Raw genomic sequence first — 12,353 nt, forward strand, 5'->3', positions numbered from 1 at the left:
AAAGCGAATTCGATACGGAGGAGGAAGACGCAATGCAAGAATCTAGAGACTTGGAATTCAAAAAGGAAATTAGCAACACTTTCTTAAAAACCGTGAGCGCGTTTTCTAACTTTGGGACGGGAAAAATCATTTTTGGAATCGATGATGATGGAAAAACGGTGGGGCTTGATGAAATGGAAGATGCGCGCCTGGTGATTGAAAATAAAATCAATGACAGCATTGTGCCGAAACCGGATTTTGCAGTGAACACGGATACCAAAAACGGTACGATTACGTTAACGGTTTTTGAAGGACGATATAAACCATATTTATACAAGGGAAAGGCCTATCGCAGACAAGACACGTCTTCCGTTGAAGTGGATCAACTGGAATTAAAGCGTTTAACCCTTGAAGGCGATAATTTATATTATGAGGAGCTGCCCTGTGAAGCAAAACAACTGACATTCGAATATTTTGAGCAGAAAGTAAAACAAAAATTAGGAATAAAAAAATTGACCACGGATATTCTTCGTACGTTTGGCTTTTATACGGATGAACGGAAATGGAACCATGCAGCGGCTCTTTTTGCGGATAAAAACACGTTTTCTGGTACCGATATCGTGCGATTTGGCGAGTCGATCAATATTATTTTTGATCGTGATACGGTATCCGGGCTTTCGGTACTGGAACAGTATGATCGTGCGTTGGCCATGTTCAGCCGACATTACCGATATGAAGAGATTACCGGAACAGAACGAGTAAAAAAAGAGAAGATACCGGAGACGGCATTTCGTGAAGCGGTTGCGAATGCCTTGGTACATAGAATGTGGGATATTAACTCACATATTCGAATCGCCATGTTTCCAGATCGAATTGAATTGACTTCACCGGGCGGTTTGCCAAGAGGCATTACAGCGGAAGAATATCTTCGCGGTCGCATCTCCAATCTTCGGAATCCCATTGTCGGCAATGTATTTTTTCGCTTGCATTACATCGAAATGTTTGGGACGGGTATTCCGCGCATTTTCGAAGCATATCGAGGCGCAGTCCGGAAACCTGCATTTTCTCTTACGCCGAATAGCGTCACAGTGACATTGCCGGTGCTTTCGGAAGATTATCACGTCAACACAGAGGAAAAAATCATTTTATCCTGTCTGTCTCATGGCGGTCGTATGGCAAGTCGAGAAATCGCTGAGGCATGTGGATTCAAGAAAGAAAAAGCGCTACGCCTGTTAAATCGATTACGAGACATGGGCTATGTCAAACGCTCAGGAGCAGGTCGGGCAACAGTATATTTTCTATAAAAGACGCTGCTGCAACATATTGAAAATCGAAAGAAAACAAACGAGGAATATGGCATTCCTCGTTTGTTTTCCATGTTATAGTATTTTCCACGCCTGCTCGATGGCTTCCTCCATCAGAGCAGGCGTTTTTATGGTTAAATCTTTCCGATGCACTCGCTCGGTGACATTGTGCAGATCTTTTCCCCAGGGGCCGATATTTAAAACCGGCATGGTATAACGACGGATCGCATCCAGCGGAATGCAATATCCCTGATTCCAGAACAGGACATTCTGTTCCACGAAAGAAATTGTCGCCGGATCGGCCGTAAACATCGCATAGGACAAATCGCAAATCCCGCGGAAATAGTTATCGACGTAGAGAGTTTGATCGAAGTGCGTCGAAACAAAGCGGGACAGTTCGGCAACAAGAGCGTCCGTAGCTTTTCGACTTGTCAGATCGGCATTATTCACCGGGGGATAGTAGGGCGCGGCCAAGCCGATCAAAAAGCAGGGATCTTCGCTTTGCCAATGGTGAAGATAGGTCTCCATCAGCTGCAACGCACCTTCCCGAAAATCGAGATCGCCGTTTTTAACTTTCTCCGCAATCGGCGCTTCCAGCGTTGCGAGGTCAACCTTCTGTTCTTGCAACGTTGTTTTCAACGCCTCTACCGTTAACACCTGTACCGAAAGGGGAGCGGGCTCATCCGGAACAAAGGGAGTTTCCTGCCGATAGGCCAGATAGCTTCCTTTGCGATCGGCCAACACTTTTGCACCGGCGATGGCCGCTTCCCGACAGAGTGCAGCCAGGATTTCCTGCGGCGTGTGTTCCAGCGTAAGCACATTCAGGTAGCCGCCGGCAAATTCCGGAAGGGAGACGTTATAGGCTTTTCGCCGGTCACTGAGCCCAAGCCAGGTGGCGCCCGGCGTGGTGGCATTGCCGCGATGCTCCACCATGGCCGGCCAAAGCTCCGTTTGCCGAACCAGCGCGCTCATCAGATGAATCGGATTGAGCCCGGCATAGACGTCGCCTAAATGGACGCTTTTTCCCCGCGTCAGCACAACGGGCATCATCTTTCCGATGCTGCCGTCATGAATCACCCTTGTATCCGGAGAAGGACGATGATGCGGTTCGGCATCGATCATCAGAATGTATTGCAAGCCGAACTGCCCTTCCAGCTCCGCAAATAGGGACGAAGCTGCGCGCATACCGGCGGAGCCCGTTTCTTCATCCGGAACGCCGATGACGAGAAGACTGCCTTCCGGCGTTTCTCCGGTACTCATCTTTTGCGCCATTTCTTCCAGCAGCGTCAGTTGGATGGCCGCCCCGCCCTTCATATCGCAGGTACCGCGGCCGAAAATCCAGGTATCTCCCTGTAAATCGGCTCGTACGTCGTCATCGACGGGAATTGCTCCCTTCCGAATAAGAGGCTTTACACCGTCCGGACGATAGGCAAGAGCCTGCGCATCACCAAATGCGTCCACATCCACCACATCCATGTGATGGATGAGCACGACAGTACGCGTAGTTTTCCCTCGCACCAAACCCCAGGCAATTTCGCGATGAAGACGATCATCTGGACAAGGAAAAGTTCCCCATTGTCTCGTGTTTTCCTGAAAATAGGGAAGCGACGAAAAAAACGTGCGATAAAACGATAAGGCTAAATTTTCGTCGGGCGTGCCGGTTATGGTAGGCAAGGCCATAAATTCCTTTAACAGCGATTCAATCCGTTTGGAACGCATAAAAAGCTCCTCTCGCCTTTTTTCTAATCATAACATTCGTAGCACGAAAAGAGACACAAACATTTTCCCTTTTCTTCTATTTCCACTATAATAGAAACAGTGGGTCGCTATCGATGGACAGAGAGGACAAAAAATGAGCGAAGTGTTTATTCAGGATTTAACGGTTCGGGACGGCAATCAGTCGCTTCTTGCCACACGTATGCAGCGTGAAGACATCATCACGTTGGCGGAAGCGCTGGACAAAGTGGGCTTCCATTCGCTGGAAGTTTGGGGCGGCGCAACCTTTGATTCCGCGTTTCGCTTCTTGCATCAAAGTGCATGGGAGAATCTGCGGGAAATTCGCCAGGCGGCAAAGAATACGAAACTTTCCATGCTGCTGCGCGGACAAAATATCGTCGGTTATCGTCACTATGATAACGATACGCTGGATCGCTTCATTCGTTTGACGCTCGAAAACGGCATTGATATCATTCGTTGTTTTGATGCGCTGAACGACACCAACAATCTCAAAAACGCGTTTAAGTTTGTGAAAAAACACAACGGCCATCTGCAGGGTGCCATTGCCTATACGGTCAGCCCGGTGCACAACAATGAATATTATGTCAAGCTGGCCAAAGAGTTCGTCGATATGGGTGCCGACTCCATTTGCATTAAGGATATGGCGGGTATCTGCACACCGCAAAACGCCTACGAACTGGTTTCCGCACTGAAAGAAGCAGTGGATGTGCCTATTGATTTGCACACCCATACCACCGGCAACGCGACGGCGCTCGTTATGCTCGAAGCGATGAAGGCAGGCGTAGACATTGTGGACGGTTGCATTTCCCCCTTCTCCGGCGGAACGTCGCATCTGGCGGATGAGACGCTTCTCGAAGTCGCGAAACTTGCAGGACGCGAGGTAAACATTGATCGTGAAGCGCTCAGTGAAGCTTATGAAATTGCCGATCGTCTGGCCTCGAAATATATTGCCTCCGGTGATATGCGCGCACGCTCCCTGGTGCCAAACCCCAAAATTCTGACCTATCAGGTTCCCGGCGGAATGCTGTCCAATCTTTTAAGCCAACTGGAAGGACAGAAGAAAGGCGATCGCTTTAATGACGTGCTTAAGGAAGTACCGAATGTACGCAAAGACATGGGCTATCCTCCTCTGGTAACGCCGCTTTCGCAGATGGTTGGTACACAAGCCGTCATGAATGTTCTTTTCGGCGAACCATATAAAATGGTGCCGAAAGAAATTAAAGATTATGTCCAGGGCTTTTACGGTCGTTCTCCGGCAGAGAAAAATCCGGAAGTGGTCGCCAAGATTTTGAAAGGTGTAGAGCCGAAGACGCCGACGGATCCGGATGATCTGCCCTACATTTATGAAGACGAGAAGAAAAAACTGGAAAAAGCGCTTGGTCGCGAAGCAAGTGAAGAAGAAGTGATCGCATACATTCTCTTCCCGCAACAAGTGGAATCTTTCCTGACGGGTGCATGGAAAGAGGAGGAAGCCGCAGCCAAAGCAAAAGCGGAAGCGGAAGAGCAAGCCAAACAGGAAAAAGCCGCTGCATCGGCTGCGGCAACACAGGCCGCAACTTCGCCAAGTGTCGGATCCGAAACATTGGAAAAAGTTGCTGTCATGGCGGTGGCGGCGCATCTCGCTTCCGGCGGTGGAGCGGAATGCTTTGAAATGTTTCTTCCCGAGGGGAGATAGGATAAAATGACAAAGTCACCTCACCGGATGCACCGGTGAATCGTCGGTTTGGTAGCCATGCGCGAAGAACGGTACATTAACCGGAAACAGCGCAAAAGACAAAGGAAGGACGTATTATGAATCCATTCGGTTTGGGCGATGCCCTTTTCGTCAGCGTATTTTCAATGCTTATCGTGTTTCTCATTCTGATTTTGCTTACGGCAATTATCAGTGCGCTGAAATACATCCCGGGCGGCAAGGAAGAAGCGCCGACAAAGCCGGCCAAGAAGGCACCGGCTGCAGCGAAAGCCGCCGCGAAACCGGCGTTGGACGCTCGTATGGTCGCCATGCTCACCGCCTCCTGTGTTGCGCAAGAGAGAGCGAAAGGTGATGTCCGCGTACTCTCCTGCCGTGAACTGTAAGAGACTGAGTAGAGCGAACTGATTCAGAGAAGGAGAAAGCGATGCAGATTATTCCCCCGTCCGTAGAGATCCTGGGCAATCCGGATTCCCGTCAGATGCTGAGCAATATGGAAGCGGCAGGGCGCGTTTGCTACAAAAGCGAAGCCAATATCAAAGAAAATACGGCGGGACCGTTTCTGCGCCGTTTGGTTCAAAGTGGACATGAGAGCGTGATTGAACATGAGAAACTGACGGTGAAGATCATCTGTGACCGCGGCGTTACGCATGAAATCGTGCGTCATCGCATCGCCAGCTACAGCCAAGAAAGTACGCGGTACTGCAACTACACGAAAGATAAGTTCGGAAACGAACTTACCTTCATTAAACCGCTGTTCTGGGATGAGGGAGACGCCTGCTACACGCTTTGGAAGGAGCAGATGGCTTCCATCGAAAAAGGCTATTTTGCTCTTATCGAAGCCGGTGCAACACCGGAAGAGGCGCGAAGCATTCTGCCGAACAGCTTAAAAACGGAAATTGTGGTAACGATGGATATGCGTGAATGGCGTCATTTCCTGCGTCTGCGTGGCTCCAAAGCGGCGCATCCGCAAATTCGTGAGATCGTTCGTCTTCTGTTGCCGAAATTCCAAGCCCTTTTGCCGGATCTTTTTGAGGACATTGCGATCGATTGAGCCGCGTCGATGAGAAGGTACCACTTGGTGGTATGCCTGCGCGGCGAAACGGAAGCTGTGCAGCGTCTTGATAGGCCAAAAATAAGGTTAACGAATGTGGCCGGCTTTATAAAAGGCGATAGCTAATTGCGTTCGCCCTTGCACCTGACATTTTTCCATAATTATACTGAGATAATTGCGGATGGTTCCTTCCGAGAAGTGAAGGGCATCCGCAATTTCTTTATTGCTTTTTCCTTCGGAGACCAAACGCACGATATTCCATTCATCCTCCTTTAAGGCCGAAAACGGATCATTTGCCGTATGGTGAGGACGTTCGAGCAGCTTGGGCAATTTTTCTACAATTTCATCGCCATAGACGTGATGACCGTTTTGGACGGCATAGAGAGAGGGAAGAAGAGACTCCACACCGGACTTGCGCAAATAGCCTCTCGCACCGAGACGAAGCGCTTCGACGATATAGTCTTCATCCAGAAACGTCGTTAAGAATAGAATGTGCGCATGGGGATCCCGATGCAGAATTTCCTGTGCAGCAACCAGACCGTTCATGCCCTCCATACGAATATCCAAAAGGAGAATATCCGGATGATATTTTGCATACAGTGTAATGGCTTTCTCACCGCTGTTTCCCGTTCCGACCACTGTAATGGCCTCGGGATAGCTTTTTGAGCCGCCTTCAATGATGAGACGAAGACTTTCAACGACAATGGGATCATCATCTACGATGACTAAATTCATACTTCCTCCTTTGGCAATGTGATAAACAGACGAAAGCCGTTTTCCACGGAGATGTTCATGGAACCGTTCAAGGCGTCTACGCGCTGCTGTAGGGAAAGCAGGCCGAGGCCATTGCCGGCCTCAGGATGTTTGACGGCCGTCGTACCATTATCCACGATCAATAAGCGATATAACGTTGGCGTCTCACGGAGAAGAATTTCCGCTTTTGTTGCGTTGGAATGTGTAGCGGTATTTTTCAAGGCCTCTTTGATGGCAGCCAGAAGAGCAAAGTGGACAGCACCAGGCGGCTCGGTCTGCAGATGGATCTCTTTATAAACAGGGCAGTAGGTGTAACGATCCAAGAGGAGTTGAATTTCTTCGGTTAAATTCAATGATTGATCATGCAGATTGTGTACACTGTTGCGTATTTCCGTCATGCTTTCTTCCAGTAAGTGGCGAACAGGAAGAAGCAGAGCCGGATCTTTGATCCGAAATTCCAATGCTTTCAGCTGAAGTATCGCAGAGGTCAGTTCATGTCCGACGTGATCATGAATATCCCGCGCAATGCGCTGACGTTCCTGTAGGACAGCAATGTCTTGCAAAAGCGCTTGAGATTCTTCCAAGGCGAGATAGCGTCGATTGAGGACATTTGATCTCTGTGTTTCTTCATCCAGTGAGTACAGTGTTGTTTCCAGGCGATGGCTCTCTTTGCGCCATGTGCCGGCCAAATAATTCGCGTAAAAGGCGAGGACACAGAGCATCAGCGTATACGGGGAAACGCCACAGCAAAGAAAGACGACAAGAAAAAGCAACACACCCGTCAGGCGAACAGGAAAAGAATCCGGAAGAAGGAAAAAGAGTCCGGGAAGCAAAGCCACAAGATAGGGATGCGATCCGCTGAAGAGGCTCAGCAATGATGCGGAAAAAAGAAAAAACAACGTGACACGTTTTTCGGATGCTTTTTCCGGTGCGAAAAGCGACAACAGATAGCACAGAGCATTGCCACTGAGAATGAAGAGAATATGAAGATACACACTCACGGACAGGAGCGAAGTCGACAAAAAGAAGGTGGAAAGAATGGAGAGGAGAACGATGCCGCCCCATAAATAAAATCGCTTCACGATTGCCTCCTTAGGCGATTCCGCTACTTTTCCGACACATTTATTATAGCAAAGGCAAGACCGGGAACAAAACGATAGTGAAAATGACATTTGTCATGCAAGATCATGACAGAAGACTCTCGTTTTCTTCTCTTGCACTGTTTACACTGAGAATAAAGAAGAAGGATCAAAGAAGCGTAACGAAAGAGACAGCAGGTCGATATCATGCCGTTGAACGTCCAAAATAAGGAGGCAGTATGGAACATGTGGTAAAGGTCAACGATTTGGTCAAACGCTACAAAGAGCTGGTAGCCATTGACCATCTCAGCTTGACCGTGGGAAAAGGCGAGATTTTCGGTTTGTTGGGACCGAACGGTTCAGGTAAAACAACCCTGATTAACTGCATTTTAGCGTTACTCAAATTTGACCACGGAGAGATTGAAATTTTTGGCACACCGATGTCCTCGATGAATGCGTCCATCAAGAAACAGATCGGTCTGGTTCCACAGAATGTGGCGGTTTATGAAGAACTGACCGTCCAGGAAAATATTGATTATTTCTGCGGCCTCTATGTGCAGGACGAAAAGAAACGCAAAGCATTGGTCGAAGAAGCCATTCACTTTGTAGAACTGGAAGACTTTCGTCATTTTCATCCGTCCAAACTTTCCGGCGGATTATTGCGACGCCTAAATTTAGCCTGCGGCATCGCACATAAACCTCGGCTTCTGATCTTGGATGAACCGACCGTTGCGGTGGATCCGCAATCTCGAAATCGCATTCTGGAAGGCATTCGTAAGCTGCGGGACGAGGGAGCTACGGTCATCTATACGTCACACTACATGGAAGAAATTGAACTGCTGTGCGATCGCTTGGTCATTTTGGATCACGGGAAGTCGTTAGTGGAAGGAACCAGCCGTGAAATTCTGGCGCAAACATCGCTCAGGGAAACGGTAAAAGCGGGAGTTGCTCAATTGTCCGAAGCGCAACGGGCGTGGATAATGCAGGAGCCAGCGTTCGTGTCTCCATCTTATGACGGCAAGTATCTGCAACTGCAGCTTCGCACTTCCGCCATGAGTGCGATTGATCTCATTCATCGATTAGAAGAACAAGGCATTTCTCTTTTATCCATTGAAACCGAACGGCCCACCTTAAATGATGTTTTTCTGGAAATCACCGGAAAGGAGCTGCGTGATCATGCGTAAACTTTTCGGTTATCACCTGAAACAGATCATCCGCCAGCGGGAGTCGTTGATCTGGGGCTTTTCCTTGCCGATTGTGCTCCTGTTGATTTTCAGCATGGTTTTTCGTCCTACCGCGAAGGAAGACACCACTCTGCCGATTAGTCGTATTGGTCTCATTCAAGGGCAAGAAGCGGATTTTCCGAATTTTCTTGCAGATCTGGACGCCAAAAAAGGTGTTTGGGAAAATCAACAATGGACGGAAGAGACACCGGAGAAAGACGCTGAACTTCCTCTCGTATATGGGAGTTTTTCCACTGTTGAAGAGGCACGGGCTGCGATGAATGCCGGCGCAATCGACGTCATCGTATTGGATGCAAAGGCCGGAAAATATGAAACGCGTAGGGCGCGCTCCTATGTGTTGATGATTGTACAGCAAGTGTTGCACTCGTATCAGACGAAGACCAACATGGAGGAAATTGCCCAATCCGCTATACCGACGACTCCTCCATCGGCAGAGATGTCAACACAAAAAGAAGATGCTGCATCCGCTCCGCCCGCACAGGAAACAGTAGATGCGTCGGGAAATATGACGTCGAAAGAACAAAAAGTGGAAGCATTGGCGGTGAATTCGGATCTGCGTACAGGTGGCGTTGACCAAATGCTTAGCTATCAGTTTGCCTGTATCGCATACATTACTTTTTACGCGTTTTCCATGGGCAATCATCTTCTGGATAACTTGCATGCGAACCAAGGCCCACTTGGCTTGCGAGAGCAGATATCCCCATTGGAGCGTCGGAAAAGCTTTGTGCTTCACTTTGGCGCCTATCTGGTCATCTATATCGGCTTTACCCTGGTTCTCTACCTGCTGCTTCGCCTCCTTGGTGCAGAAGCGGCGACGAAGACGAATATTTGGGCTCTTTTGCTTCTGCTTTTTTTGGGGCAGTGTTGTGGCATCGTGATCGGTGTTGTGGTGGCTGCCCTGTTGCCGGAAGCAAAAGGTGTTCGCCAGGCCATCGGTATCCTATTGCCCCTTTTCTTAGGCTTTTTGTCGGGCATGATGGTTTCCGGCGTACGGACGAGTGTGCAGGATGCTGCGCCGTTATTGGACGCGCTCAATCCGGTCAATATGGTGAACGACGGTTTGTATGGTCTCTATACACAGGGAGTGGGCGAGATTTATCATACGGCGATGGCTCACCTGGCAATCACGCTCGTTCTTTTTCTCGGCATCACCATCATCGCATTAAGGAGGGAACGCTATGAGAGCCTATAAACTGTTTCTCAAAATTGCACGACACAATAAAGGCTTTTTACTGATTACCTTTGGCATTTTTGTGGGGCTCTTTTTGCTCATGGCGAGGAATCAGACCGAGGAAGTTACTTTTGTAGAGGAACGAAAGCCGCGTTTGGCGCTGATTAATCACAGTCAGGATGAGTTCGCCAAGAACCTCGAAGCCTATCTGAGGAAAACGAATAGGATGGTGGACGCCGGAACGGATGAGAAAGCATGGAATACGGCGATTTTTCAGGATAAGGTGGATTACGTCCTGGTGATTCCCGAAACCTTCCACTTTCCCGAGACGGGAGCTCGGCTCGACGTACAGACCTTCGTCAGCAAAAATGATACCCCGGTACAGCTGTTGGATCGCCAAATCGCTCTTTATGCGACAAGCTATCGTCTCTTTGATCAGCACATTCCATCTGCCGTACAGGGGAAAGAACGAAGCGATCTTCTTGACTCGTACATGACAAAAATCATGGATACAAAACTGGAGGGGAAAATCGCTGTAAACGGACACGAAAACAGTGCGCAAATCGAGCTCTTTTTAGGAATGGTGAGCGTTATTCTTTACGTACTGTTAAGCGCCGGATTTACGTGCGTGGGCATGACCATTGCCCGTACAGAGGATCCGAAAATAAAGAACCGTGAGCTGATTAGCGGCTATGATGAGGCAACAAGGACGCGACAAATTACGCTTTCCTCGTTTGTGTTTATGTTTTTCCTCTGGGCGATTTTTATGCTCATCAGCCTCGCTGTTGTGGGCTTTGATGTGCTCGAGACGAGACAGGCGCAAGTGGCTGTCCTTACTTCCGCCGTGCATGCCTTCGCCATAAACGGGTTGATTCTGTTTATCATGCAGATCTTTCGATCCGAAAATGCAGCGGCTTTCTTCAGCACCGCGTATTCTTTACTGGTGGCCTTTTCGACAGGCGTTTTCGTTCCGAGCTTTCTGCTTCCGGACGTTGTCGTTCGCGCGTCGCGCATTTTTCCCTCGTATTGGCTGATGAACACCATTGACCATCTGGTTCATGTCAGTGCGACACAAATTGATTACGCGTTGGTGAATCGCAATCTTCTCCTTCTGGTCGGTGTTGCGGTAACAACTTTCCTGTTAACGCTCATTTTGCGCCGTGAACAGAACAAAGCCAGGTAGTGGGGTATAATGGAGCAGAACGAAGGTAACGAAAGAATAAGGAGGAACCATGGAATACAGACGTTTTGGCGACACCATTGTATGTCGTTTGCAACGAGGAGAAGAAATTCACGAACAGTTAGAGAAAGTCGCCACAGCAGAAAGCGTGACCTTGGCGGAGGTGCGCGGCATCGGTGCCATCGACGACTTTACGGTCGGCTGCTACGATGTGAATGAGCAGAAATATTATAAAAACCACTTTACGTTCCCGGCGGAAATTACCATGCTGTATGGCAACATTACGACGATGGACGGAAAGTATTATGCGCATATTCATTTGACGGCGGCAGATAAAGAAGGCCATGCCTTCGGCGGACATCTGAACGAAGCGCGAATTTTTGCGACGGGCGAATTGTTTATTCGTGTTCTGGACGGTGCGGTGGAGCGCGAAAAAGATGAACGTATCGGATTAAATGTCTTCCGTTTTTTTGACTGAGCGCAAAGGAAAGCGCACGGCACGGCTGCCAATCACCGATCCGGCTGAAGATATTTTCCAAAAGGAAGGAGACGGATGGCATCGAGAGGAACACTTTCTTCTTTCGGAGTATCCCCTGCTGCAGATGCGTCAATTTTCCCATACCAATCATTGCTCCCTGACGGCGTTAACATCGGTCTTTTGCTGTTTTCGTCGTCAGGGGTTTACCCGACTTCCTGCGGATCCGCAGGAAGTATTTTCCGTTGTGCATGATTTGGCGCGTGCGCATTGGATTTATACTCCTGTTTTCGGCACGTATCCTTGGCGCATGGCGGAACTCGCCCGTCGGTCCTGGCACCATTTCGGCTATCCGGGAAAGGCATGTACCACATTTGTGCTCTCTCCGCGCGACGCTTTGCAAGACCTTTTCCTTGACGAATTACGGGCACACCGTCCCGGTCTGATCAGCTTTACCTTTGCCCCTTATCGTAGCCATACCGTGACCTTTTATGGTGCGGAAATTTGGACCAAAGGCGATCAACGGCGCGTCTATCTGTGCCTCAATACGCATTGGTCGGTTGTTCCCCAATATGTGGACGTAGACACCTTGGGAACCTGGCGAGGTTCTTACGCGGCGCTTTGTCTGCTTCGGGCATAGATATTTTCTATCGGATGGCACAAGTGATCTGTGCAGTTTTGCCGGAC

At 49.0% G+C, this 12,353-nt stretch carries 12 protein-coding genes; 9 read left to right on the forward strand and 3 right to left on the reverse strand.

All coding sequences use genetic code 11. The annotated features are described in order from the left end of the window. The first annotated feature begins 32 nt into the window (after nucleotides 1-32). Entirely contained in the window at nucleotides 33-1,283 is a 1,251-nt protein-coding gene (locus BN3910_RS00700) for an ATP-binding protein (protein WP_066923225.1), read from the forward strand. A gap of 75 nt (nucleotides 1,284-1,358) precedes the next feature. On the opposite strand, the gene BN3910_RS00705 is transcribed toward BN3910_RS00700, so the two are convergent. Continuing rightward, nucleotides 1,359-3,002, reverse strand: coding sequence for a M20/M25/M40 family metallo-hydrolase (locus tag BN3910_RS00705; protein ID WP_066923228.1), 1,644 nt, complete (start codon nucleotides 3,000-3,002; stop codon nucleotides 1,359-1,361). Between the two features lie 133 nt (nucleotides 3,003-3,135). Between BN3910_RS00705 and BN3910_RS00710 the strand changes: the two genes are divergently transcribed. The 3 genes from BN3910_RS00710 to thyX all read left to right on the forward strand — a co-directional run bounded on the left by BN3910_RS00710 (nucleotide 3,136) and on the right by thyX (nucleotide 5,764). After that, nucleotides 3,136-4,695, forward strand: a complete 1,560-nt coding sequence (locus BN3910_RS00710; RefSeq protein ID WP_075967940.1) for a pyruvate carboxylase subunit B — start codon at nucleotides 3,136-3,138, stop codon at nucleotides 4,693-4,695. Nucleotides 4,696-4,811: 116 nt separating this feature from the next. Next, nucleotides 4,812-5,096, forward strand: coding sequence for an OadG family transporter subunit (locus tag BN3910_RS00715; protein ID WP_066923231.1), 285 nt, complete (start codon nucleotides 4,812-4,814; stop codon nucleotides 5,094-5,096). 41 nt (nucleotides 5,097-5,137) lie between these two features. Continuing rightward, nucleotides 5,138-5,764, forward strand: a complete 627-nt coding sequence (gene thyX / locus BN3910_RS00720; protein WP_066923234.1) for an FAD-dependent thymidylate synthase — start codon at nucleotides 5,138-5,140, stop codon at nucleotides 5,762-5,764. An 87-nt stretch (nucleotides 5,765-5,851) separates the two neighbouring features. Here the strand turns inward: thyX and BN3910_RS00725 are convergent, their stop codons facing one another. Together BN3910_RS00725 and BN3910_RS07655 are read right to left on the reverse strand one after the other, a co-directional pair. Continuing rightward, nucleotides 5,852-6,499, reverse strand: a complete 648-nt coding sequence (locus BN3910_RS00725; protein ID WP_066923237.1) for a response regulator transcription factor — start codon at nucleotides 6,497-6,499, stop codon at nucleotides 5,852-5,854. Further along, nucleotides 6,496-7,599, reverse strand: a complete 1,104-nt coding sequence (locus BN3910_RS07655; protein WP_066923239.1) for a sensor histidine kinase — start codon at nucleotides 7,597-7,599, stop codon at nucleotides 6,496-6,498. The genes BN3910_RS00725 and BN3910_RS07655 overlap by 4 nt, the downstream gene beginning before the upstream one ends. A gap of 236 nt (nucleotides 7,600-7,835) precedes the next feature. Here BN3910_RS07655 and BN3910_RS00735 point away from each other — a divergent pair, with 236 nt between their 5' ends. From BN3910_RS00735 to BN3910_RS00755, 5 genes are read left to right on the forward strand one after another with little or no spacing between them, the layout of a single operon-like run. Continuing rightward, nucleotides 7,836-8,780, forward strand: coding sequence for an ABC transporter ATP-binding protein (locus tag BN3910_RS00735; RefSeq protein WP_066923242.1), 945 nt, complete (start codon nucleotides 7,836-7,838; stop codon nucleotides 8,778-8,780). Further along, nucleotides 8,773-10,032, forward strand: coding sequence for an ABC transporter permease (locus tag BN3910_RS00740; protein ID WP_066923245.1), 1,260 nt, complete (start codon nucleotides 8,773-8,775; stop codon nucleotides 10,030-10,032). The genes BN3910_RS00735 and BN3910_RS00740 overlap by 8 nt, the downstream gene beginning before the upstream one ends. Further along, nucleotides 10,019-11,194, forward strand: a complete 1,176-nt coding sequence (locus tag BN3910_RS00745) for an ABC transporter permease (RefSeq protein ID WP_066923248.1) — start codon at nucleotides 10,019-10,021, stop codon at nucleotides 11,192-11,194. The genes BN3910_RS00740 and BN3910_RS00745 overlap by 14 nt, the downstream gene beginning before the upstream one ends. 49 nt (nucleotides 11,195-11,243) lie before the next feature. Beyond that, entirely contained in the window at nucleotides 11,244-11,669 is a 426-nt protein-coding gene (locus tag BN3910_RS00750) for a PPC domain-containing DNA-binding protein (RefSeq protein WP_066923251.1), read from the forward strand. Continuing rightward, nucleotides 11,647-12,306, forward strand: a complete 660-nt coding sequence (locus BN3910_RS00755) for a hypothetical protein (protein WP_066923254.1) — start codon at nucleotides 11,647-11,649, stop codon at nucleotides 12,304-12,306. Before BN3910_RS00750 ends, BN3910_RS00755 begins: the two co-directional genes overlap by 23 nt. Nucleotides 12,307-12,353 lie beyond the last annotated feature (47 nt).

This window comes from Murdochiella massiliensis, assembly GCF_900059565.1.
In the GTDB taxonomy this organism is placed as follows: Bacteria; Bacillota; Clostridia; order Tissierellales; family Peptoniphilaceae; genus Murdochiella; species Murdochiella massiliensis.

Coding starts and splice junctions, on each gene's coding strand:
- BN3910_RS00700 (WP_066923225.1), top strand. CDS start 33: ATGCAAGAATCTAGAGACTTGGAATTCAAAAAGGAAATTAGCAACACT.
- BN3910_RS00705 (WP_066923228.1), bottom strand. CDS start 3,002: ATGCGTTCCAAACGGATTGAATCGCTGTTAAAGGAATTTATGGCCTTG.
- BN3910_RS00710 (WP_075967940.1), top strand. CDS start 3,136: ATGAGCGAAGTGTTTATTCAGGATTTAACGGTTCGGGACGGCAATCAG.
- BN3910_RS00715 (WP_066923231.1), top strand. CDS start 4,812: ATGAATCCATTCGGTTTGGGCGATGCCCTTTTCGTCAGCGTATTTTCA.
- thyX (WP_066923234.1), top strand. CDS start 5,138: ATGCAGATTATTCCCCCGTCCGTAGAGATCCTGGGCAATCCGGATTCC.
- BN3910_RS00725 (WP_066923237.1), bottom strand. CDS start 6,499: ATGAATTTAGTCATCGTAGATGATGATCCCATTGTCGTTGAAAGTCTT.
- BN3910_RS00735 (WP_066923242.1), top strand. CDS start 7,836: ATGGAACATGTGGTAAAGGTCAACGATTTGGTCAAACGCTACAAAGAG.
- BN3910_RS00740 (WP_066923245.1), top strand. CDS start 8,773: ATGCGTAAACTTTTCGGTTATCACCTGAAACAGATCATCCGCCAGCGG.
- BN3910_RS00745 (WP_066923248.1), top strand. CDS start 10,019: ATGAGAGCCTATAAACTGTTTCTCAAAATTGCACGACACAATAAAGGC.
- BN3910_RS00750 (WP_066923251.1), top strand. CDS start 11,244: ATGGAATACAGACGTTTTGGCGACACCATTGTATGTCGTTTGCAACGA.
- BN3910_RS00755 (WP_066923254.1), top strand. CDS start 11,647: ATGTCTTCCGTTTTTTTGACTGAGCGCAAAGGAAAGCGCACGGCACGG.